The sequence below is a fragment of the Tautonia marina genome, from assembly GCF_009177065.1.
Lineage (GTDB): Bacteria > Planctomycetota > Planctomycetia > Isosphaerales > Isosphaeraceae > Tautonia > Tautonia marina.
The window spans coordinates 24667-47694 of the sequence record NZ_WEZF01000014.1 but is presented as its reverse complement, the minus strand read 5'-3'; the positions used below and the strand labels follow the sequence as shown (position 1 = coordinate 47694).

Here is a 23028-nt window from a genome sequence, read left to right as displayed (position 1 = left end):
TTCGAAGACACACTGATCCATTGCCAAAAGCTTGGCGGTGCGTCTTCGAGGACTCGACGCACCCGACTCCTTCTTCCACCCTCAAATCATGCGTTTTGGGTAGCCCCGGTTGCTCGCCAACCGGGGCGGCGCAGCCGCACGAGGAGACGAGAGGCCGCACCGAGACCGCTCGTCGCTCCGCGACCCCGGTTGACGAGCAACCGGGGCCACCCAGGAGAAGCCCACCATTCTTCATTGGAAGCGGTACTCCACAGGTCGCAGAGACTCGCATGATCATGCCTCCTGTTTGGGTAGGCCCGGTTGCTCGCCAACCGGGGCGGCGCAGCCGCATGAGGAGACGAGAGGCCGCACCGAGACCGCTCGTCGCTCCGCGACCCCGGTTGACGAGCAACCGGGGCCACCCAGGAGAAGCCCACCATTCTTCATTGGAAGCGGTGCTCCACACGTCGCAGAGACTCGCATGATCATGCCTCCTGTTTCTTCAGCAAGGCCGCGCTCAGGCCGATCAGGACGGGGGCGGCGATCAGGAGGGGGAGGAACGAGCCGGAAAGCTCGGCGAAGCCAAGGGCCTTGGAGAAGGTGCCCTGGCAGATGGTCAGGAAATGGGTGGTCGGGTAGATCCGGCCGACCATCGCGCCGGTGCCTTCGAGCGACGAGACGGGTTCAAGCAAGCCACAGAACTGCACGGCGGGGAGGATGGTGATGATGGTGGTGCCGAAGACCGCCGCCACCTGACTGCGCATGAAGGTCGAGACAAGCATGCCGATCGCGGTGGAGCAGATGACGTAGAGGAAGGCCCCGGCGGCCTCGGCCGCGAGGCTCCCTTTCATCGGCACATCCACAACCGTCACCACGATGGTGACCAGCAGCACGAAGTTGAGCATTCCCAGGACCACATACGGAAGCTGCTTGCCGAGGAGGAACTCCAGGCGGGTGGTCGGCGTGACGTAGAAGTTGAGGATCGAGCCCAGCTCCTTCTCGCGGACCACGGACAGAGCCGAGAGCATGGCCGGAATCATCAGCAAGACGAGCGGAATGGTGGCCGGGACCATCGCCACGACGCTCTTGACGTCGGGGTTGTAGCGATAGCGCAGCTCGACGACGGCCGGGGGGGTCGGGTCGGCTCGGTCGGGGACGGTTTCGGCCTGCTGGTCGAGCCAGAGGGCGTGCATCCCCTGCACGTAGCCGAGGATCGTTTCGGCCCGCTGCGGCATGGCGCCGTCGATCCAGACACCCAGCTCGACCGGCGAGCCGCGCGCCACGTCTCGGGCGAAGCCGGGAGGGATCTCGACGGCCATGCTGAGCAATCCCGATCGCATGCGGCGGTCGAGGTCCTCGTCGTCGAGGATCGGCGTGCGCTCGATGAAGTACCGAGAACCGGCGAGGTTCCAGGTGTAGTCTCGGCTCAGGGCCGTCTGGTCGCGGTCGAGCACGGCGAAGGTCAAGCCTTCGACATCGAAGGTGATGCCGTAGCCCATGATGAGCATGAGAATGGCGCTGCCGAGCGCGGCCATCGTCAGGCGGATCGGGTCTCGGATGAGCTCCAGGCCCTCGCGACGGCTGAAGCTGAGCATGCGCCGCAGGCTGAAGCGGGATGACGGCTCGATTGCGGTCGGGTCCGCGGGGGTCGACACGACCCCAGCCACCCCAGGCGGGGGCGACTCGGCCGAGGCGAGGGAGGACGAAGGTTCGGGGACCTGGGGCTGAGGTTGGGTTTCGGCCGCGGCGTCTTCGAGGTAGCCGATGAAGGCTTCATCAAGGCTCGATGCGCCGCGATGCTCGACCAGGGCGGCCGGGGAATCGCTGACCAGCACGCGGCCGGCGTGCATCAAGGAGATGCGATCGCAGCGGGCGGCCTCGTTGACGAAGTGGGTGGAGATGAAGATGGTCACGCCGTCGCGCCGAGAGAGGTCGACGAGGAACTGCCAGAAGGCGTCTCGGGCGACCGGATCGACGCCGGAAGTCGGCTCGTCGAGGATCAACAGCTCGGGCCGGTGGATCAGGGCAACGGCCAGCGAAAGGCGCTGGCGGAGGCCGAGCGGGAGGGCGTCGGGCAAGGCGTCGAGGACGGAATCGAGGCCGAAGCGATCGGCCGCCTGGGCGACGCGGTCGGGAATCTCCGACCTCGGCACCTGGAACAATCGGGCGTGCAAGACGAGGTTTTGGCGGACGGTCAGCTCGGAATAGAGGGAGAAAGACTGCGACATGTAGCCGACCCGGCGCCGGGTGTCGAGGTCGCGGGCATCGACCTCGCGGCCAAAGAGCCAGGCCCGCCCCTCGCTGGCGGGAAGCAGGCCGGTGAGCATCTTCATGGTGGTCGTCTTGCCGCAGCCGTTGGAGCCGAGGAAGCCGAAGATCTCGCCACGCTCGATGCGGAAGGTGACGCGATCGACGGCCACGAACGAGCCGAAGCGGCGGGTGAGGTCCTGGGCCTCGATGGCCACCTCGGCCCCTTCTCCTTCGAGGGTCGATCGGGGGGGGATCCGGACCGGCTGGTGCCCCCGGCGCTTCGCCTCGGGCAAGAGGGCGATGAAGGCCGCTTCGAGCGAGTCGGTGCCGGTACGATCGAGCAAGGCAGCGGGGGTTCCGGCGCCGAGGACGCGGCCGTCGTCCATCGCCACCAGCCAGTCGAAGCCGGCGGCCTCGTCCATCGAGGCGGTCGCCACGATGACACTCATGCCGGGCCGGGAGGCGCGGATCTGGTCGATCAGCTCCCAGAACTGGCGACGGGAGAGGGGGTCGATGCCGGTCGTCGGCTCGTCGAGGATCAACAGGTCGGGGTCGTGAATCAAGGCGCAGCAGAGGCTGAGCTTCTGCTTCATCCCTCCTGAGAGCTTGCCGGCGGGGCGATCGGCGAAGGGGGCGAGGCCGGTGCTGGCGAGCAGCCGTGCGATGCGGCGCTCGCGCTCGGCGCGGTCGTGACCAAAGAGCCGGCCGAAGAACGCGACATTCTCGAAGACCGAGAGGGAGGGATAAAGATTCTTGCCGAGCCCCTGCGGCATGAAGGCGATGCGGGGGGAGACCGCGCGGCGGAACCTCGGATCGCTCATATCGCCGCCGAGGACCTCGACGCGCCCGACCTGGAGCCTCCGGGAACCGGCAATCAGCCCCAGCAGGCTCGACTTGCCGACGCCGTCGGGACCGATCAGGCCGACCATGCCGCCGCCCGGCAGATCGAGGCTGACACCGTCAAGGGCGCGGACCTTGCCGTAGCGGTGGGTGACCTCGGCGAGGCGAACGACCGGCGGGGAGGGGAGATCGGCAGGATCAACGCCGACGGGGGAGCCGGGGTCAGGGTCAGGGTTGGTCATCGCCGGGAATCCCGCGGAGGAAGGGGGGCCACTCGGCGTCGGGGTCGAGCCGGACGTAGGCCATCCCCGGCAGGCCGGTCTTGACCCGGTCGATGTGTTCGCGGAGCAGATCGGGATCGACCTGAGCCCGCACCCGGAAGGTGAGCTTCTGGCGCTCCTCGGCGGTCTCGACCGTCTTGGGAGTGAACTGGGCAACGCTGGAGACGAAGGAGATCCGGGCCGGGATGGCGTACTGCGGGACGGCATCGAGGACGATCCGGACCTCGGTGCCGATCGCCAGGCGGCCGGCGTCGGCCGTGGGGAGGAAGAAGGTCATGTACACGTCGGTGAGATCGACAAGATTCAAGATCTTTCCACCGGCCGCCAGGACCTCGCCAGGCTGGGCGATGCGGAACTGCACGCGGCCGTCGCGCGGGGCCTTCAAGGCGGCATCGTCGAGATCGGCCTGAAGCCGATCGATGCGGGCCTGGGCCGAATCGACGGCGGCCTCGGCCTCGATGACCTGTAAGGTGGCGGTAGTGACGGCAGCCTCGGCCGCGGCGACATTGGCCTCGGCCGCGGCGAGGGCCGCCTTGCCTCGAAAAAAGAGCGCGCGGGCGTTATCGAGATCGGCGACGGTTCCGGCGTCTCGGCCGACGAGCTGCTGGGTACGGTTCAGGTGCTTCTCCTCGGCCTCCAGCTCGGCCTGGCGCTGGGCGATGGTGGCCTGAGCGGCTTCCCGGTCCTTCTCACGCTGGGTGACGTTGCTCCGGGCGGCATCGACAGCGCTCTGGGCCTGGCGGTGCTGCGCCTCGGCCTCGCGAAACTGGGCTTCGAGGACCGAGGTGTCCATCCGGGCGACGACCTGGTCGGCGACGACGTAATCGCCCTCGTCGACAAGGACTTCCTCAAGCCGACCGGGAGCCTTGGTGGCGATGTGGATCTCGGTGGCCTCGATGCGGCCGTTGCCCTGGGCGAACCCCTCGGGAAGCTCCTCGGGCCGCGCGGCCCTCCACTGGAGGACGCCCATCGTGACGACGGCGACGACGGCCACGGCCAGGAGCCATTGTCGGATCGTCATCCTCGCCTCCTTTTGATGCTCGCCGCACGGCGGTTCCCCCATCTTTCAATCGTAGGGGGCTGTGCGTCGTCGCGTCAACGAAGGGGGCCGCTGCGTCGAGGTGTTGTCGGGAGCGGGAGGAGGATCAGGCGGGATCGCTCGGTCGGTAGGCGAGGAGGAGTTCCAGGAAGGCGCGGGCGAGGCGGGTCTGGTAGCGGTCGGGGTTCCAGCAGGCGGCGATGGTGCGGCGGGGGCGGTCGCCGAGCATCGAGCGGTAGGCGCGGTGGGGGCTGGCGTCGACGCGGCGGGCCATCTCGGGGACGAACGAGACGCCGTGGCCGAGCGCGACGAGTTCCTGGACGGTGGCCAGTTGGCCGGTCTTGCCCGTGCTGATCGGCTGGACGGCGCGTTGCTGGCAGAAGCTGCGGATGTGGTCGGAGAGGCAATGCCCCTCGCCGAGCAGGACGAACGGCTCGCCCCGGACGGCGTCGAGCGGCACGGCGTCGAGCCGGGCGAGCGGGTGGTCGGCCGGCAGGGCCAGCACCAGCTCCTCCTCGAACAGAGGCTCGACCTCAAGCGAAGCCGGGGCCTCGGCCGGGAGGGCGAAGACGCCGACGTCGATCTCGCCGCGCTGGCAACGGCGGAGCAAGGTCTCGGTCACCTCCTCATCGACCTGGACCGAGGCCCCTGGGTGCTCGCGGCGGTACTCGCGGAGCACGGGGGGAAGCAAAAACGGGGCGATCGTCGGGATCGCCGCCACCACCACCCGACCGGCCCGGCCGTCGTCGAGCAGCTCGCGGCGGGTGTCGTCGGCCAGGGCGAGAATGCGCTCGGCCCGGGGCAGGAGCAATCGTCCGGCGTCGGTCAGGCGGACCGTTCGCCCGGCGCGCTCCAGAACCGGCCGGCCCAGCTCGCCCTCAAGCCGGGCCATCTGCTGGCTAAGCGCCGGCTGAGAGACCCCCAGCTCCTCGGCCGCCTTCGTAAAGCTGCCCAGGTCAGCGATTTTCAGGAACGAGCGAAGCTGCACAATGTCCATAAGCAAAGTTTATCAAACTGATCGGGAAAATCCATTCGACTTATCGAATCAGATCCTCTATAACTCCAGCAAGAACGACGCGCCGCGAGGCCGTCTGGCCGGAGTGACCGGCCCGAGTGTGTCATGATCTTGCCAGAAGGCAGAGGACGAGAGCCGTGCTGACCGTTGGACAAAGCTTTCCGAAGTTTCAGGCCCACGGCTGCGTGGGATCCGCGAAGGACAGCCTGACGACCTTTCACAACCAGTCGTTCCCGGGGCAGTGGGTCGTCTATTTCTTTTATCCGAAAGACTTCACGTTTGTGTGCCCGACCGAGATTGCCGAGTTCAACAAGCGGCTCGGCGAGTTCCAGGACCGCGACGCGATGGTCGTGGGCGGGAGCACGGACAACGAGTTCAGCCACCTGGCCTGGTGCCAGTCGCACGAGGACCTGAAGGGCCTGAAGTACCCGCTCATCGGCGCCCAGAAGCTCGCCGCCGATCTGGGCATCCTGCACCCCGAAGAAGGGGTTTGCCTGCGGGCGACCTTCATCGTCGACCCCGAGGGGACGATCCAGTTTGCCACGGCCAACGGCCTGTCGGTGGGCCGCAACGTGGACGAGATCATCCGGGTGCTCGACGCCTTGCAGTCGGGCGAGCTGTGCCCGTGCAACTGGAAGAAGGGTGAAGAGACGATCAAGGTTTGATCGACGGATCGACGTGTCTCCCCGTGCGACCTCGTTTTCCGACCCTGGGAAGCATGTGGCCGAACGCCGGACGAGGGAGTGAGGACGTGACGCGGAGCGTCGCGCGCGGGCCAACGGCCCATCACCCCGGCCCTCTCCCCGCAATCGGGGAGAGGGAGGCCGGAGGTTGAGCCAAGAGGGACAAACGAACCGACGCGCGAGCCTGGCGTGTGGGACGCATCCGCGAGGTTTGCGTTCGCGGCGCGTCGATCGCGTGTCGGATCACGTTTCTCTGAACATCGAATCAAATCATGTTTGTTCGGATTGCCGATCCTGAGCCCTGGTGTTCGGGTGGCAGATTTGCTTGAGGAGTCGTTTGCTCATGTCGCTGCTTGACCCGATGAAAGAATCGCTCGGTGATGACACCAAAGATCTGCGCCTGAATCTTGGCTCGGTCCTCGGCGGCGGCAGCCTCGACCCGAAGCAACGATACACCGTGGCCCTGACCTCGGCCTTGTTTCTGAACGACTCCGCGCTGGCCGAGGCGATCGCCGACGACGGCCGCGAGGCGCTCGACGACGCCGCGGTTGCCGACGCGAAGGCGGCGGCAGCCCTGATGGCGATGAACACGACCTACTATCGCTTCCGCCACATGGTGGGCAAGGACGCCTACCAGCACCGCCCCGCCGGCCTCCGCATGAGCCGCATGGCCCGGCCGGCCACCGACAAGACCACGTTCGAACTGGCCTCGCTGGCCTGCGCGGCCCTGGCCGGTTGCGAAGCGTGCATCAAGGCTCATGAAGACGCGTTGATCAAGGAAGGAGCCGGCGAGGATAAGGTCCACGACGCCGTGCGCATCGCCGCCGTCGTCCGGGGCTTCCAGACCGCGCTGCTGGCCAGCAAGCCCTCGACGGCGACGGCCTGACGTTCACTGCGTTCCGGCCGGCGGCATCGGGTATGTCCCCGACGATGGGGGATCAAGCAAGGGAAATCGGCGCGGTCGATGCGGACCGACGCCGGTTTCCCTTGACCTTTGAATGAGGTCGGCGTATATTCGGAAAAGTGAATTAAGCGCATCCCGGTGTCCCAGAACCTGACCGACCGATGAACCCCACGGCCGCCGACACCTCGCCGACCCTGGCCGAATCGACCGCGCTGTTCAAGGCGTTTGCCGATCCGGTGCGACTGCGGCTCTTGAACCTACTCGTCGGCGATCGCGAGGTCTGCGTCTGCCACCTGCACGAGGCGCTCGGCTTACCGCAACCGACCGTTTCGAGACACCTGGCCGCCCTCCGCAAGCTCGGCCTGGTGGTCGGTCGTAAGGAAGGGCTCTGGGTCCATTACCGCCTGGCCAAGCCGAGATCGGGCCTGCACCGGACGTTGATCGAGAGTGTCGGCTCGTGCCTCGGCCCGATCGAGCTGCTGCGCGAAGATCGCAGGAGGCTCGATCGGCTCATCGCCTGTTGCAGTAAGTGAATCATTTTTTTGCGTTTCTATATTCGGTTTCACGAATCAAGGGTTCAGACACCCGGCCAGCATCGGAAGCGATCATGACCGTGAAGCCCAACCGCCGATCGCTCTTGCTTCCCGCGGTTGCCGCGCATCTTGATCAACTGGGCGAGGGTCGTGCCCGGGGGGTGACGCCGATCGCTCATCGGGAAATGGCCGAGGCTCTGGGCGGCTGGATTGCGAGGAATCGCGAGGCGGGCAAGGACTCGCCGGTGATCGTGGTTTGCACCGGGAACAGTCGGCGGAGCATCCTCGGCGCGACGATGGGGAACATTGCCACCGCGTCTGTTGGTCTGCCCGACATCCGGATGTTCAGCGGTGGGACCGAGCCGAGTGCCTTCAACCCCCGGACCATCGCCGCGCTGGAGGCGATCGGCGTGGTCATCGAGCCGACCGGCGAGCAGGCTCCGTCGGGTCGTTCCGGTCTGCCGAATCCGGTCTACCGGGTCCGCTGGGGAACCGTGCCGGGCAACCCGGAAACGGAGGCGATCGAGTTCTCGAAGCGTTATGATGACGCCAGCAATCCTCGATCTGGGTTTGCCGCCCTGATGGTCTGCGACGAGGCCGCCGACGAGTGCCCCGTCGTGCCGGGGGCTGCGCTCCGCGTGTCCATTCCCTTTGCCGATCCGAAAGAGGCGGACGGTTCTCCCGTCGAATCGCTTCGTTACGCCGAGCGTCGCGACGAACTGGCCCGATGGATGCTTCACGCCTTGACCCGAGTTCTCTAAAGAGATCAGTGGACCATTACCTTCATTTCTGAAAGGAACAATCATGTCGGAATCCATCACCCAGGCCGTGAAGGCGAAGTATGGATCGGTCGCGGGCTTTGGCCTGTCGAGCGATCAGCAAGGGGTGCGCGCGGTGGCCGAGGCGTTCGGCTACTCGACGGAGGAGCTGGCCTCGATCCCGAGCGAGGCGAACATGGGCCTTTCGTGCGGCAACCCGACGGCGACGGCGAACCTGCGCGAGGGGGAGGTGGTGGTCGACCTCGGCTCGGGAGGGGGGCTCGACGTCTTGCTCGCCGCGAAGAAGGTGGGGCCGTCGGGCAAGGCAATCGGCATCGACATGACCCCCGAGATGATCGCCCTGGCCGAGCAAAACGCGGCGAAGGCCGGCGCGACGAACGTTGCGTTTCACCTGGCCTCGATCGACGCCTTGCCCTTGCCCGACGCATCGGTCGATTGTGTCATCAGCAATTGCGTGATCAACCTCGCTCCGGACAAGTCGGCCGTCTTCCGCGAGATCGTCCGCGTGTTGAAGCCGGGTGGTCGGCTGGCCGTGAGCGATATCGCCCTGAAGCAGGATCTTCCGGAGGAACTCGGCAACGACCTGATGGCCTACGTCGGCTGCATTGCCGGGGCCGTGCTGATTCCTGAATATCGGCAGTTGTTGCTCGACGCCGGGTTCTCGGCCGTCGAGGTGGTGGACACCGGGGCCGACCTGAACGCCTACGCGAAGGTCGAGAACCAGGCCGCCTGCTGCTCACCACCGGCCCCGGCGTCGCCTACCTCCGGCGCCTTGCCAATCGCCGAGACCGGGTGCTGTTCCCCCACCCCCGCCGTGGCTCCAGACGACGCGGCCTTTCACGATCGCCTGGCCGAACTGCTCCGTCGGTACAACGTGAACGACTACGCCGCCAGCGTCCGAGTCTTCGCGTTAAAGCCTCAGTGATTGTGTTGATGTTGCTCCGTTCGAAACGCTTCGGAACGGTTCCGAACCGTGGCCGCCTCCTGCGCCGGAACTGGAAGCCCTTTCCCGGCTCTGGAAATTGGGACCGGGTTCCGGTGACAATCACACAGGCGGAGTTCACCCCGAGGACACGGACAGGAGGACCCCGATGGCCACCGCCGTCGCATCACTGATCACTGCCGAGCAGTTCGGCAACAGGCCCGATCCCGGGTTTCCCGAGGAGTTGGTCCGGGGGAGAGTCGTTCGCATGCCGCCACCGAATCGACGTCATGGGCAAGTCTGTGGACAGGCGTACTTCTTGATCCGCCATCACGTCGATGCGCACGACCTGGGCCACGTCCTGAGTAATGACTCCGGCGTGATCACCGAGCGCAATCCCGACACGGTTCGCGGCGCCGACATTGCCTTTTACAGTTATCAGCGTTTACCGAAGGGACCGCTGCCGCAGTCGTATGGACCAGAGGTTCCCGAACTGATCGTCGAGGTTCGTTCGCCGGGCGATCGCTGGCCGGACGTGCTGGCGAAGGTCACGGAATACCTCAACGCCGGCGTGGTGGCCGTCCTCGTGCTCGACCCCGAGGCGCGCTCGGCCCAGGTTTACCGAGTCGATCACGCCCCGCAAATGTTGCAGGATGACGATGAACTGACCCTTCCCGACCTGCTGGGCGACTTCCGCGTCGCGGTGCGCTGCTTCTTCGATTGAAACATCGTCATAACACATCAACACTCGAAACTCTCGATTCGTTTCGCTCGATCTCGGAGCGATCAGCCCCGGAGGACGGCCGATCGCCCACCGCGAGCCGGTCATGAGACGACGGTGCCGGGGAGACGCGGAACAGCGCGTAGGAGCGATCCCAACGGTGAGAAGGGCCTCGGTCCAGCTCGGTGACCGGCCCGAGGGAATGAAGTGCAGGCAGGTCGCGATCTCGGGCAACGACGGTGAAGGGACCGGAGCCTGGCGGGTGGGCGGCGAGGCGGTCGGGTCCGGAAAGCCAGCGCGCGGGGCGGTCGAGATAAAAAAGCCGGACGGCCAGATCGGGCGGGACCGGGCCGAAGGGAGTCGGGTAGGGGAGGCGGTCCCAGGGGTCGGGGCCGTCCCAGTCGTAGAGCAAGACGAGCGGTTCATCGGGGGGAGCCTGGCGGGCGGCCTCGGCATACCAGAACCACTCGCGCCCCCGGTGATCGACTCGGGGGAGGATGAGCATGTGAAGGATTGTCACGGTCACGCCGATTGCGCCGAACAGCGAAACGGTGGCGCGGCGGAGCCGATCGGGCGCCCACCCTCGGCGCGTCTGGAGGCGATCGCCGAGGCGAACGAGCCCGAGCGCCGCCCAGATGGACCAGGGGGGCAGGGCGTGAATCAGGTAGTGGCCGTTGCGAACCGAGGCCATCGAGAGTAAGAGCGTCGGCACGACGGCCCAGGCCCAGAGCAGGCGGTCGGCGCCGCCGGGCTCTCGGCGGGAGCGGCAGAGGGAGTGCCAGGCGCCGACCAGGGCAAAGGGGGTCCACGGTAAGGTCTGAAGAATCGGTGTCAGCAAGAACGCCCCGATCGGCTGCCCGGCGAACCGGCGAGGCTCGGCGGCGAGGCGGTCGGTCACGTGCCCAAGCCAGAGGGGCACGGCCTCGGGGTATCGGCCGACAATCGCCAGCGGCCAGGCCAGCGCGAGCAAGGCAGCCAGGCACCAGCCGGTCGGCCAGCAAAAGCGGAGCAAGGTGCGGCGGTCGCGGTCCCAGAGGACCAGAGCCCCAATCGACGCCATCGCCAGGACCGCGCCAAAGCCAATTCCCTTGACCAGACTCGTGCCACCGAGCAGGGCGAAGAACGCCCATTGCCAGGCTCGCGCGGATCGAGGGTCGGTCGCGGTCCTCAATCGGTCGGCGACGGCCAGGGTGGCAGCCACGAGCAAGGCCAGCAGCATGTCGGCATCGGCCAGGCGCCCGCGCTGAATCGACCAGGCGGTGGTCAACTGAACGCCTCCGGCGAGGAGGCCGACGGTCCCCCCGAATCGCCGAGCCGCGAGCCAGGCAACCACTCCGGCGAGGCTCGCAGCGGCCAGGGCCGAAGGAACTCGGCTCGACGTCTCGCTCACTCCCCCCGCCACCCCCGAACACAGGGCCACCAACCAGTGGGCCAGGGGGGGTTTTTCCAGCCAGGGAAGACCGCCGAGGGTCGGCACCAGCCAGTCGGCCGCCGTGTCAGACGCGAGCAGCTCGCGCGCTCCCTGAGCCACAATCGCCTCGTGGTAGGTCAAGCGGCGAGCCCCGCCGAGCCCCACTCCCAGCACAAGCACGGCCAGGAGCCCGAGCAACCCGACCCATCGGTCAGCCCGGCCCGATCGGATTGATGGCATCATGCCCGCAACCTCCCACACAGTCGAGCCTGAAACGATTCGAAGCCCGAGGCCATTCCGCTCGGGATCATACGCCACCACGGCGATCCCAGGAAGGCGAGGAGGAAGAAGCGCCCATTACGCCGCTTACGCACCAAATTGGGCGTAAGGCGCGAAGGATTGCGAGAGAGTTGCTCCTCGCGTGCTCCAGGCGGTGATTCCGGCGAAACCAAGGGGAGGCGATCGGAGTCGTGACAGGTCGGAACCAGGGGCGATTGCCGGGCGAGCTTGCACCAGCGGCCCCGTGCGTGGACCTGTCACCAGACCCCGTTTCGCGCCTGCTAGACCGCGGCCACGGCGGCCCCGGCGAGCAGTGCCATGAGCAGCAGGATCAGGGCCAGAATCAGGAAGATCCCGAACAGGACCCGGGCGATGGTCGCCGCACCCGATGCCACTCCCGTGAAACCGAGGGCACCGGAAATGATCGCGACGACCGCAGCAATCAAGGCCCACCAGAGCAAACTCATGATTCGTTCCTCAACGCTTGAGTGAAGGGATTGGGAGCGTCTCCCGATGGGGTCGCTGCCGGTGGCTTCGACGGGGGGGATCACGCCGGCCGTGATCACAGCCGGTCGAATGGCGACCAGCAGGACCAAACTCACCCTTGATCTGGATGCAAAGAGAATGCCAAGCGTGGGAAATTCCGAACCCGCTTCTCCTGGTCCAGGTGATCAGGTGTCCCGATCCGCCGTCAACACCGACCAGGGGAAAACCCGTTGATGGCGCGTCGCGCCTTCGCGGATGGCGCCCGGAGGGTGAACACCAGGGGATTCGCGCTCCGTGGTCGGACCCACGAGAACCCCGGACCATGCCGGAGGGCGCGACAGAAAGGTTAACGGGTTTTCCCCTGGGAAGTTTTCTGGACGGTGTTTCCTAACTCCTTTCAGAAGAACGAGTTCGCGTATTGAGGTTGCGACCGTCAACACGTCGGAGGCCTCTCTCCGAAGAAGACGATGATTTTCTACCGTTCATTTACGTTCTCAGAACGAAAAGAAACGAAAGGAAGCGGAACACAAGGAGCAATGGCGTAAGTTGCCAAGATGCAGGATGGGGAGCAGTCGAGTCGACGAACGCTCCTCGCGGAAGACCGAGTGGAGGGTCAGCGTGCCGGTCTTCTGGACCGAGGAGGGAGCCATCCGGTATGGTGATCCTCGATCGCGGTCCGGTGGTTGGCGGGGTTGGCCCGCGAAGAGCGGCTCTGGGGCGTCTGGCGGACGTCAGAAGGGACCTGGGACGATGGATCACGAGGCGTTCATGCGCCGGGCGGTGGAGATCTGCCGCAAGGGAATCGCAAACGGGCAGTCGCCCTTCGGCTCGGTGATCGTGCGGGAGGGTCAGATTGTTGCCGAGGCGCACAACACGGTCTGGCAAGACACCGACCCGACCGCTCATGCCGAGGTGAACGCCATCCGGATCGCCTGCCGGAGCCTCGAACGAATTGACCTCACCGGATCGACCCTGTACACGACCTGCGAGCCCTGCCCGATGTGCCTGGCTGCCTCGCACTGGGCCCGGGTCGATCGGGTGATCTTTGGCGCCTCGATTGCCGATGCCGATGCCGCCGGTTTTTCCGAACTGAGCGTTCCGGCCGCCTCCCTCGCCCGCCAGGGAGGCAGCCCGATCCTCGTCGAGCCCGGCCCCCTCCGCGACGAGTGCCGCGCCCTCTTCGACACCTGGAAGGCCGCCCGAGGCCGCGCGTACTGATCAGACGAGTGTTGAACTCAGACCCCGACCGGCTTTTCGCCCTCGACTCGGACGATGATCGAGCCGGCGCCAGCTCTAAACGGTCCAGTTGCACACAACACAACCAACCGCGCTCGATGGTCGGAATGAAAACGGTCTCGATGGAGCGCGGGCAATTCCTGCTCAACCCGCCCGGCCCGGTTCGGACTCATGAGAGAGAGGATCGGGCCGGGCTGCTTTGGTGCGCGGGATGATGCAAGGAGGAGACAGGAATGTTGCGTCCTGACAACGTTTCGTGAACATTCGGAAGGGGGCTCTTGAACCCACCGGGTGGGAACGAAAGAATGGCGGGCGAGAGAAATGCACCCTTGCAAGAACTCAGTGAGTTCTGGGGTGTTTGAGATCAAGCACGGTTGCGGTTGCATTGAGCGGAGTTCCGTGGCTTGAAGGCGGGACTTCGTCGGATCGGCGCGAGGGCTTGCGTCGTCCGGCGGTTCTCAGACCCCTTCGAGTTGACGGGAACGAGCGCGAGATCGCCACGACGGCGACCATTTGCGATGACGCACGGTGACGGCTCCAAGACTGGGGAGTCTCTTCGATGGTTTTGCGCGGACAAGGCGCTCTGTGGGGTGCCCTGGTGATACTCACGGTCGCCTCTGAGCCGTGTCAGGCGGGCCTGTACCTGGGCTCGGGCACGAACTCCTCGGCGAATCATGCCCTGGCCGCCTCGGCCGAGTTTTCGCTGAGCGATTCAACGCTCTCGATTGTTCTGAAAAACACTTCGCTCCAGACGTATGGGGCAAACCAGACCGTGCCGAGCAGTGTCTTGACGGCGCTGCTGGTCGACATCAATCCGACGCCGAACCCTTTCAACCTGCTGACGGCGTATGCCTCGGAGCTGGTCAACTACTCGGGGCCGGCCAACCCGAACCTGGCGGTCGACGGCTCGAAGAAGGACTACACCGGGACGTTGGGGGGCTGGCAGCTCAAGCCGTCCGAGGGTCTCGGAACCGCGGGGTTCGGGATCTTCAACGGCAACATCGTCAACACGGGAGAGGGCACGGGAGGGTTTAACTTCGGTCTCATCAATGCCGGATACAACCCTGGCGACGGCAATAATGCGGTCGATTCGACCCCGCTGGTTCGAGACACCCTGACGTTTGCCATCACGGTAGGCAGTGGGTTCAGTCTCTCCCACATCCAGAGCGTGAAATTCCAGTACGGGACATCGCTCTCTGAGCCGAGCTTCTACGGAACCCTGCAGACACCACCAGACAGCGATGAGGAGGGCTCGGAGGGGGTGAACGCAGTCCCCGAGCCGTCGACCCTGGTGATGGCCCTGGGCTGCGTGGCAACGATTGGTCTGGTTCGGGTCATCCAGCGCCACCGATCGTTGAACGCCGCAGCCTGACGGCTGATTCTGCCCGCCTTGATCCCATCGGAAACGCGACACCCATGCCCCTCGATGCCCTGCCTTCCAGCATGCTGGTGGTAGGGCATCGTCGTTTCCCGACGTGAGCGGATCGGGTAAGCTCGCCAGGGGGTGTGTCATTGGGAAACCAGGGATCGATCGGACCAGGACTGATTCATGGAAGCCGAAACGCCACCAGGGTTGCTCGATCGGTTGGAAGGGGGATTGATCGGCCTCCTGGTGGGTGACGCGCTGGGCGTGCCGTACGAGTTCCACGCGCCGGGCGATTTACCGCCGGTTGAGGCGATCGAGATGGAGCCGCCGGAGGGGTTCCGGAGGGCTCATGCGGGGGTGCCGCCGGGAACGTGGTCGGACGACGGGGCGCAGGCGCTCTGTTTGCTGGCGTCGTTGCTCGACTGCGGGCAGCTGGACCTGGAGGATCTTGGACGCAAGCTGCTCGATTGGTATGAACACGGCTTCATGGCCGTGGGCGGTAAGGTGTTTGACATCGGGATCACCACGAGCCGGGCCTTGCAGAACCTTCGCGAGGGGATTCCGGCGGCGATGGCCGGGCCGCATGGCGAGCGGGACAACGGCAACGGGTCGTTGATGCGCGTCTTGCCGCTGGCGCTCTGGCATCAAGGGACGGATGTGGAACTGATCGACCTGGCCTGCTTGCAGTCGAAGCTGACGCACGGGCATGCGCGGTCGCAGGCGAGTTGCGCCCTGTACTGCCTCTGGGCACGTCGGATCCTCGACGGCGCGGCCGACCCGTGGCGCGAGGCGGTGCGGACCATGCGAACGCTTTGCGATTATGAGTCGATCTTGATGCTCGAACTCGAAGGGGCGATCCGGCCCGACGAGCCCCCCTCGGGCAAGGGGACCGGCTATGTGGTCGATTGCCTGCGGTCGAGCCGCCTGGCGATGGAAGAACCCTCGTATGAAGGCGTGGTCAAATCCGCCATTGCTCTTGGCCATGATACCGATACCACGGCGTGCGTGGCCGGAGGACTGGCAGGGTTGAGAGACGGGATCGACGCGATTCCCGATCGCTGGCGGCAGGCGCTGCGGGGGAAGGAGCTGTACGAGCCGCTCTTGGAGCGGTTGCAGCAACGGTGGGAGGGGTGATCGAGCCTCTCGGATCGCCCGAGAAGGGCGATCAGGGGGACACCCGCCGCCAGGCCGCCCGCAACGCGAGGGACAGCATACCGACCAGGACAACCGCCGCGCCGGACCATTCGGCCGCCGAGGCGATGCGGGAATGGAAGCGGTATCGGGCCGCCATCTCCGGGGTCGGATCCGGGTACGGGATCCCCGCGAAGGCGAGGTCGTAGGCGAAGCCCGCCCCGGCAACAAACAGCCCGACGGCCGGCAGGGCGAGGGGCGGACGCCATTTCCGTTTCAAGACACGACTTACGAACCGACCCTCGACCGGAATCGTCGGGCAGAGGCGCGGGTGATCAGGCCGCCTGCGATCGCGATCAACGCATGAGGGACGGCCGAGGCCAGGATGATCGTCGTCACCCAGGCGATCACGATCGGCAACGGAGGCTCCGGAAGCTGAAGGTAAGGGAACACGACGGGTTCGAGCCGCGAAACCCAGAGCCGATCATAGCCCTCCCACGCCTGCCACATCGCCGAGGCGGGGGCGACTTCGACGGGCCGAGACCCCGTCGCATCGGTGACGATCTCGAACCGGGGGCCGAAGGCCAGGGCGCAGGAGAGGGCGCTCAGCAGGCCGAACGCCATAAACCCCGCCCAGAAGGGACGGTTTCGGCCCCGGACCCACGCGACGAGCCCGACTTGCAGCGCAATCCCGATCAGAGCGATCCGAAACAGGAGGGATATATCGCGGGAGAAAAGGGCCATGCCAATGGCCAGGTTCAGGGCCACCACCGCGACGATGAGCATCAAGCCGCTGAGTCGAAATCGATAAACACGCATGCTTCGACTCTCCTGGTTCCATCCGATTGGAGGGCAAGCCGTGACGATCGGATCGGCCCCAGGGGGAAATGACCGGGGCCGTCTGCCGGTCACACGTCGAGGTTCTTGACCTCAAGCGCGTGCTTTTCGATGAACTCGCGGCGGGGTTCGACGTCGTCGCCCATGAGGGTGGTGAACAGGTCGTTGGCGGCGGCGGCGTCGTCGAGGCGGACCTGAAGCAGGGTGCGGCGGCTCGGGTCCATGGTGGTTTCCCAGAGCTGTTCGGCGTCCATCTCGCCGAGGCCCTTGAAGCGGGTGATCTTCAGGCCGCGCTCGCCCAGCTTCCGGACGGTGGGGACAAGTTCCCGGAGGTCGAGAAGCGGGTGCTCGTCCCCCTCGCGGTCGAGGATGAAGCGCGGGGGGGGCTCGTCGCCGGTGACCTCGACGGGCAGGAGGACGTCAGTCCCCAGCGCGAACTCGTCGCGGAGCCGGGCGATCCACTTGTTCAGGGAGCGGACCTCGCTCAGCTCGATGATCCGGAACGGGACCTGATCGACGGGAGCCGGGGTGGCGCCGGCGTCGGCTTCGGGCGATGCTTCAGGAGCTTCGGCCGCGTCGATCTCGGTGTCGGCGTCCGTATCGGCGTCGGCGGAGGGAATGTCGGTGTCGACGACGGGGGCGGCGTCGAGGGATTCGGGGGCGTGTTCTCGGGTGAAGCGTTCCAGCTCCTCGGCCGAGGAAAGGTAGATGTCGTCCTGTTCGAGCTGCCGGACGAGGAAGAGGGGGAGCAGGCCGGTTTCGGGGTGGGCGCGGTTGAGGAACTCGCCGATGGGAAGGTTGCGGCGGCCGAAGGCTCGCAGGGCGTTATCGAGGCCGGCGGCGATCTCGACCAGCGCGCGGAGCTTGTCGCCGTCGGCGGTCAACGGGGCGGCGTCGGAGCCGGGACCGACGCGGCGGAGGGTGGCGTCGTGCAGGCCGTTGCCCATGAGGATGGCGTGCATCTCGGCCTCGGTCTGCACGTAGCGGCGCTCTTTTCGAGAGGTGATCAAATAAAGCGGCGGCTGGGCGACATACAGGTGACCTTCGGCCACCAGGCGGGGCATCTGGCGGTAGAAGAAGGTCATGAGCAGGGTGCGGATGTGCGAGCCGTCGACGTCGGCGTCGGACATCATGACGATCTTGCCGTAGCGGCGCTTGCCGGTCGCTTCTTCCTCGCCGATGCCGCCGCCGACGGCCGTGATGATGTTGCGGACCTCCTCGTTGCCGAGGACCTTGTCGAGCCGGGCGCGCTCGACGTTGAGGATCTTGCCGCGGAGCGGGAGGATGGCCTGGAACTGGCGGTCGCGGCCCCCTTCGGCGGTGCCGCCGGCGGAGTCGCCCTCGACGAGGAACAGCTCGGAGTGGTCGCGGTCGTGGCTGGTGCAGTCCATCAGCTTGCCGGGCAGGCCGCCGCCGGTGAGCACGCCTTTGCGGTTGCGGACCAGCTCGCGGGCCTTGCGGGTGGCCTCGCGGGCCTCGGCGGCAAGGACGGCCTTGGCGACGAGCTTCTTGGCGGCTCCCGGGTTCTGTTCGAGGTAGGCCGAGAGGGAGTCGTTGACGGCCTTGGCGACGATCCCCTCGACCTCGCCGTTGCCGAGCTTCGTCTTGGTCTGCCCTTCGAACTGGGGGTCGGGCACGCGGACGGAGACGACGGCGGTGAGCCCCTCGCGGAAGTCGTCGCCGGAGATGGTCAGGTCCTTGCGGCCCTTCTGGCTGGCGGGGGCGTTGGCCTTCAGGTACGAGTTCATCGTCCGGGTCAACGCGGCGCGGAAGCCGGTCAGGTGGGTGCCGCCCTCGATCGTGTGGATGTTGTTGCAGTAGGTGACGACAGTCTCGGAGAAGCTGTCGTTGTACTGGAGCGCGACCTCGACCTCGACGGCGCGCTCGTCGTCGCGGCCGGTGAGGACGGCCGGCTCGTGCAGGGGGTTCTGGGCGCGGTTGAGGTGGGAGACGAACTCGGCGAGGCCGCCTTCGCTGTAGAACTCGTCCTGCTTTGGCTCGTCACCGCGTTCGTCGATCAGGCGGATGCGGACGCCGGGGTTGAGGAACGAGAGTTCCCGGAAGCGTTTCTCGAGGGTGTCGTAGTCGAACTCGATGTCGGGGAAGATCTCGGCATCGGGCAGGAACTGGATGCGGGTGCCGGTGCGCTTGGTGGCGCCGGTCGATCGGATGGGCCCCTGGGCCTCGCCGCGGTTGTACTCGTGCCGCCAGACCTTGCCGTCGCGGTGGACCTCGGCTTCGAGGTGCTCGCTCAAGGCGTTGACGACGGTGATGCCGACGCCGTGCAGGCCGCCGGAGACCTTGTAGGTGGCGTGGTCGAACTTGCCGCCGGCGTGGGGCTTGGTCAGGACGATTTCGAGCGTGCTGACGCCGGGGTAGTTCGGGTGGTCCTTGACCGGGATGCCTCGGCCGTCGTCGGCGATCGAGGCCGAGCCGTCGGCGTGGATGGTCACGTCGATGGCGCGACAGTGGCCGGCCATCGCCTCGTCGATCGAGTTGTCGACAACCTCGTAGATCAGGTGGTGGAGCCCCCGGGTGGTGGTGTCACCAATGTACATGCCGGGGCGCTTGCGGATGGCCTCGATCCCTTCGAGGACCCGGATATTCTCCTCGGTGTAGCCGAGTGCCTGGGAGCCGTCGCCGCCAGGCCCCGGGGGAGTGGTCGGGGCCTCGGGAGTCTCGATCGAGCCGTCGGAGTTGAGGGCCATCACCAAACCTCAAAAAGGCTGAAGAGCAAGCAAGCAACGTGCAAGGCGGGGTTCGGGTCGGTTCGGGAGCGTCGTCGATCGACCAGCGAGCGGTCACGGTTACGATCACGATTCGACGGGACCGACCCGGAAGCGGATATCGAGGACCGGGGTGCCGGGGGCCTCGCGCCGCAAGGTGGCGAGGATGGACGGCTTGCGGAACGCGGAGAGTTCCTCCAGGAGCGTCGGGTGAGCGACCGTGACGCTCAGGACCCCGTGGCGGACGCCACCGAGGCGGGTTCGGGCGACCAGGTCGGCCCCGACGGCCGATTCCCAGGCGGCTTCCAGCTCGCTGAGGGCTCGGGTTCGGGCGTATCCTCGAGCGGCGAACAGCGAGCCGAGCGTCTCGGCCAGGGGGGTCGGACCTCCGCCCCCCTGGGGGCGTTCTCGATGTGTACGCTTTTTCATTGTAACGTCTCAACCCCGCATTTGGCAAGCGGATGGGGCACGCTCCGCCCGCCCCCACCTGGCCGATGATCTGGCTCCGAAGTGCCCAAGCTTAGCGGTCGCGGTTCAGGGGCATCACGACATAGGTATATTGGTCTTCGGTCTTGAACACGGCGGCGCTTTTGTGGTCGATCAGCTCGGCGGCGATCGGCTGCGAGGGGTCGAGGGTCTTGAGGGCCTCGATCAGATAGGTGGCGTCGAAGGTGATGGCCACGTCCTTGCCGTCGTAGGTGATGGGCAGCTCGACGTGCGACTCGCCGATGTCGGCCGTCTGGCTGGCGAGTTTGAGCAGGCCGTCGCCGAACTGGAAGTCGACCCCTCGGCTCTCCTTGCTGGTGACGATGGCCGCCTGCTCGACGGCCGAGAGCAACGGATCGACCTCGGTGAAGGGGATCCGGCACTCGTAGCTGCTGGGCATGACGGCCTTGTAGTTCGGGAACCGGCCTTCGACGAGCCGGCTGTAGATGACCGCGCGGCCGGTCCGGACGAGCACGGCGGTGCCGTCCTGCACGGCGATTCGGGCCGGCTCGTCGTCGTCGAGGTTGCGCTCGATGAGGCGGAGGGCCTTGACCGGGATGACCGGGGCCTGGCTCGGAACTTCGGCCTCGCCTTCGGGTTCGCAGGGGATGATCTGGCGGGCCATCCGGCGGCCGTCGGTACCGACCATGGTGATCGACTCGGGCCCCGGCTCCATCAGGACGCCGGCGAGGGCGTATCGGGTGCTGTCGGGGTCGGTGGCGAAGCTGGTGCGGCGGACGGCGCGGCGGAGGTCGGCCGGGGAGATGCGGTAGCCGGTCTCGGCGTGGAAGTCGGGCGGGTCGGGGAAGAGGCTCGGGTCTTCGGCCGGGAGCTTGAACTCGGAGCGGTGGCCGCGGACGACCAGGGTTTCCCCCTCGACTTCAAGGGCCAGCTCGTCGTCTCCGGTGCTGGCGCGGAGGATCTGCCCCATCTTTTGCAGGGGGAGGATGACCGAGCCGGGCTGATCGACCTTGACCCCCAGCACCTTCAAGCGGATGCCGACTTCCAGGTCGGTCGCCATCAGGGTCGAGCCCTGGTTCGGCGAGGCGTCGAGCTTGAGGTTCTGGAGGATCGGCTTGGGACTCCGGGCCGGCACCACACCGCCGACGGCCCCGAACGCAGCGAGCAATTGCTCGCGGTCGCACAGCAATTTCATGGAGACGCCCCGCCCTGGACCTCGGGTCCGATGTCCCGGCCGCTTCCGCGCGGCTCGGCTCCGAGAAATCACTCAACCCCCGACCTGTTGATGCAACCCGCGCTGCCGCGGCACCTTCGCTCGGCCCGAGGGGAGGATTCCGAAGAACCCGATGATACCAAAGAACTTAACCGGCCTCAAGGCGGGCTGACGGCCGGTCAAGGGCCAAGGGCGATGTCGTGGTACGGCTCGCCGGGGTGGTGCGGCGTGATCCGGATGGTGACCTTGCGGTCGAGCCGTTTGAGGAAGTCGAGCAGGGTGTCGGTCGAGAACCGGCTGAAATGGCCGTCGAGGAGGTGCGCGACCTCCTCCGACGACAGGCTCAGCAGCGACCCGATCGCCTCGGGGGTCATCCCCGCCTCATCCAGGATCCGGAAGACGCACGCTCCCAGCTTCGCCCTCGCGAACCGTTCCTCGGCATCCTCGAATCCGAGGTCGGCGAAGACATTGCCCGAGCCTTCCTCGAATTCGATCTCCATCGGTTTAGCATCCCTGTTCGCGACGACGGGCCAGCGATACCGCCTCGGCGTATCGCTGTTTGATCAGGTCCACGTCCGACTTCGGAGTCGCGATACCCTCTTTGGATTTTTTCTTGAAGGCGTGCAGCACATAGATGCACTCGCCGAGTTGCACGGCAACCACCGTGCGGTAGGCATCGGTATCGTACTGCACTGCCAGTTCGAAAACGCCAGGGCCGACTCCCTTGAAGGGTTTCGCGCTCCTCGGCATCCCTCCGAACTCGATCGATTGTAACTCGTCCCCAATAAGCTTACGAGCCCCGTCAGGGAATGCCCGGATGGCTTTTAGGGAGTTGCCCATCCAAATGGATAGGCGTTTGGAGTTATAACGCAAATTATAACCCCGCCCTGGACCTCGGGTCCGATGTCCCGGCCGCTTCCGCGCGGCTCGGCTCCGAGAAATCACTCAACCCCCGACCTGTTGATGCAACCCGCGCTGCCGCGGCACCTTCGCTCGGTCCGAGGGGAGGATTCCGAAGAACCCGATGATACCAAAGAACTTAACCGGCCTCAAGGCGGGCTGACGGCCGGTCAAGGGCCAAGGGCGATGTCGTGGTACGGCTCGCCGGGGTGGTGCGGCGTGATCCGGATGGTGACCTTGCGGTCGAGCCGTTTGAGGAAGTCGAGCAGGGTGTCGGTCGAGAACCGGCTGAAATGGCCGTCGAGGAGGTGCGCGACCTCCTCCGACGACAGGCTCAGCAGCGACCCGATCGCCTCGGGGGTCATCCCCGCCTCATCCAGGATCCGGAAGACGCACGCTCCCAGCTTCGCCCTCGCGAACCGTTCCTCGGCATCCTCGAATCCGAGGTCGGCGAAGACATTGCCCGAGCCTTCCTCGAATTCGATCTCCATCGGTTTAGCATCCCTGTTCGCGACGACGGGCCAGCGATACCGCCTCGGCGTATCGCTGTTTGATCAGGTCCACGTCCGACTTCGGAGTCGCGATACCCTCTTTGGATTTTTTCTTGAAGGCGTGCAGCACATAGATGCACTCGCCGAGTTGCACGGCAACCACCGTGCGGTAGGCATCGGTATCGTACTGCACTGCCAGTTCGAAAACGCCAGGGCCGACTCCCTTGAAGGGTTTCGCGCTCCTCGGCATCCCTCCGAACTCGATCGATTGTAACTCGTCCCCAATAAGCTTACGAGCCCCGTCAGGGAATGCCCGGATGGCTTTTAGGGAGTTGCCCATCCAAATGGATAGGCGTTTGGAGTTATAACGCAAATTATAACCCCGCCCTGGACCTCGGGTCCGATGTCCCGGCCGCTTCCGCGCGGCTCGGCTCCGAGAAATCACTCAACCCCCGACCTGTTGATGCAACCCGCGCTGCCGCGGCACCTTCGCTCGGTCCGAGGGGAGGATTCCGAAGAACCCGATGATACCAAAGAACTTAACCGGCCTCAAGGCGGG

The 23028-nt window shown here is 66.1% G+C and carries 23 protein-coding genes; 9 read left to right on the top strand and 14 right to left on the bottom strand.

Features of this window, described 5'->3' with window-relative positions; genetic code table 11:
* Positions 1–464: 464 nt before the first annotated feature.
* The 3 genes from rbbA to GA615_RS17095 form a co-directional block, all read right to left on the bottom strand.
* Positions 465–3311 (bottom strand): ribosome-associated ATPase/putative transporter RbbA, encoded by a 2847-nt coding sequence (rbbA, locus tag GA615_RS17105; protein ID WP_152052537.1) that lies wholly within the window; start codon positions 3309–3311, stop codon positions 465–467.
* Positions 3298–4371, bottom strand: a complete 1074-nt coding sequence (locus GA615_RS17100; RefSeq protein WP_152052536.1) for an HlyD family secretion protein — start codon at positions 4369–4371, stop codon at positions 3298–3300. Before GA615_RS17100 ends, rbbA begins: the two co-directional genes overlap by 14 nt.
* 124 nt (positions 4372–4495) lie before the next feature.
* Positions 4496–5386: a LysR family transcriptional regulator gene (locus GA615_RS17095; RefSeq protein WP_152052535.1), complete on the bottom strand. Its 891-nt coding sequence runs from the start codon at positions 5384–5386 to the stop codon at positions 4496–4498.
* A gap of 155 nt (positions 5387–5541) precedes the next feature.
* Here GA615_RS17095 and GA615_RS17090 point away from each other — a divergent pair, with 155 nt between their 5' ends.
* The 6 genes from GA615_RS17090 (at position 5542) to GA615_RS17065 (ending at position 9949) form a co-directional block, all read left to right on the top strand.
* The gene (locus GA615_RS17090; protein WP_152052534.1) at positions 5542–6069 is read left to right on the top strand and encodes a peroxiredoxin; all 528 of its coding nucleotides are present in this window, start codon (positions 5542–5544) and stop codon (positions 6067–6069) included.
* A gap of 361 nt (positions 6070–6430) precedes the next feature.
* Positions 6431–6973 carry a carboxymuconolactone decarboxylase family protein gene (locus tag GA615_RS17085; protein WP_152052533.1) on the top strand — a complete coding sequence of 181 codons (543 nt, stop codon included), beginning with the start codon at positions 6431–6433 and terminating at the stop codon, positions 6971–6973.
* Positions 6974–7152: 179 nt separating this feature from the next.
* Positions 7153–7524, top strand: coding sequence for an ArsR/SmtB family transcription factor (locus GA615_RS17080; protein WP_152052532.1), 372 nt, complete (start codon positions 7153–7155; stop codon positions 7522–7524).
* A gap of 74 nt (positions 7525–7598) precedes the next feature.
* Complete coding sequence (locus tag GA615_RS17075) at positions 7599–8285, top strand: hypothetical protein (RefSeq protein WP_152052531.1); 687 nt, start codon at positions 7599–7601, stop codon at positions 8283–8285.
* A 43-nt stretch (positions 8286–8328) separates the two neighbouring features.
* Entirely contained in the window at positions 8329–9228 is a 900-nt protein-coding gene (arsM, locus tag GA615_RS17070) for an arsenite methyltransferase (protein ID WP_152052530.1), read from the top strand.
* 166 nt (positions 9229–9394) lie between these two features.
* Complete coding sequence (locus GA615_RS17065) at positions 9395–9949, top strand: Uma2 family endonuclease (protein WP_152052529.1); 555 nt, start codon at positions 9395–9397, stop codon at positions 9947–9949.
* A 7-nt stretch (positions 9950–9956) separates the two neighbouring features.
* Here GA615_RS17065 and GA615_RS17060 read toward each other — a convergent pair whose 3' ends face one another.
* The gene (locus GA615_RS17060) at positions 9957–11600 is read right to left on the bottom strand and encodes an ArnT family glycosyltransferase (protein WP_152052528.1); all 1644 of its coding nucleotides are present in this window, start codon (positions 11598–11600) and stop codon (positions 9957–9959) included.
* Between the two features lie 317 nt (positions 11601–11917).
* Positions 11918–12103, bottom strand: a complete 186-nt coding sequence (locus tag GA615_RS17055; protein ID WP_152052527.1) for a DUF1328 domain-containing protein — start codon at positions 12101–12103, stop codon at positions 11918–11920.
* A gap of 769 nt (positions 12104–12872) precedes the next feature.
* Between GA615_RS17055 and GA615_RS17050 the strand changes: the two genes are divergently transcribed.
* The 3 genes from GA615_RS17050 (at position 12873) to GA615_RS17040 (ending at position 15858) form a co-directional block, all read left to right on the top strand.
* A complete protein-coding gene (locus GA615_RS17050; protein ID WP_152052526.1) occupies positions 12873–13340 on the top strand; it encodes a nucleoside deaminase in 468 nt (155 codons plus the stop codon).
* Between the two features lie 577 nt (positions 13341–13917).
* Entirely contained in the window at positions 13918–14730 is an 813-nt protein-coding gene (locus GA615_RS17045) for an XDD4 family exosortase-dependent surface protein (protein WP_152052525.1), read from the top strand.
* A 177-nt stretch (positions 14731–14907) separates the two neighbouring features.
* Positions 14908–15858 (top strand): ADP-ribosylglycohydrolase family protein, encoded by a 951-nt coding sequence (locus tag GA615_RS17040; RefSeq protein ID WP_152052524.1) that lies wholly within the window; start codon positions 14908–14910, stop codon positions 15856–15858.
* 31 nt (positions 15859–15889) lie between these two features.
* Here the strand turns inward: GA615_RS17040 and GA615_RS17035 are convergent, their stop codons facing one another.
* The 9 genes from GA615_RS17035 to GA615_RS16995 form a co-directional block, all read right to left on the bottom strand.
* Positions 15890–16135 carry a hypothetical protein gene (locus GA615_RS17035; protein WP_201750216.1) on the bottom strand — a complete coding sequence of 82 codons (246 nt, stop codon included), beginning with the start codon at positions 16133–16135 and terminating at the stop codon, positions 15890–15892.
* Positions 16136–16143: 8 nt separating this feature from the next.
* Positions 16144–16674, bottom strand: a complete 531-nt coding sequence (locus tag GA615_RS17030) for a hypothetical protein (RefSeq protein ID WP_152052523.1) — start codon at positions 16672–16674, stop codon at positions 16144–16146.
* Between the two features lie 89 nt (positions 16675–16763).
* Positions 16764–19400: a DNA topoisomerase (ATP-hydrolyzing) subunit B gene (gyrB, locus tag GA615_RS17025; RefSeq protein ID WP_152052522.1), complete on the bottom strand. Its 2637-nt coding sequence runs from the start codon at positions 19398–19400 to the stop codon at positions 16764–16766.
* A 105-nt stretch (positions 19401–19505) separates the two neighbouring features.
* The gene (locus tag GA615_RS17020) at positions 19506–19847 is read right to left on the bottom strand and encodes a DUF721 domain-containing protein (protein ID WP_152052521.1); all 342 of its coding nucleotides are present in this window, start codon (positions 19845–19847) and stop codon (positions 19506–19508) included.
* 91 nt (positions 19848–19938) lie between these two features.
* A complete protein-coding gene (gene dnaN, locus GA615_RS17015; protein WP_152052520.1) occupies positions 19939–21060 on the bottom strand; it encodes a DNA polymerase III subunit beta in 1122 nt (373 codons plus the stop codon).
* A 197-nt stretch (positions 21061–21257) separates the two neighbouring features.
* Positions 21258–21578, bottom strand: a complete 321-nt coding sequence (locus tag GA615_RS17010; protein WP_152052519.1) for a helix-turn-helix domain-containing protein — start codon at positions 21576–21578, stop codon at positions 21258–21260.
* Between the two features lie 4 nt (positions 21579–21582).
* Entirely contained in the window at positions 21583–21918 is a 336-nt protein-coding gene (locus GA615_RS17005; RefSeq protein ID WP_152052649.1) for a type II toxin-antitoxin system RelE/ParE family toxin, read from the bottom strand.
* Between the two features lie 230 nt (positions 21919–22148).
* Positions 22149–22469, bottom strand: coding sequence for a helix-turn-helix domain-containing protein (locus tag GA615_RS17000; RefSeq protein WP_152052519.1), 321 nt, complete (start codon positions 22467–22469; stop codon positions 22149–22151).
* Between the two features lie 4 nt (positions 22470–22473).
* Positions 22474–22809: a type II toxin-antitoxin system RelE/ParE family toxin gene (locus GA615_RS16995; protein WP_152052649.1), complete on the bottom strand. Its 336-nt coding sequence runs from the start codon at positions 22807–22809 to the stop codon at positions 22474–22476.
* Positions 22810–23028: the final 219 nt, after the last annotated feature.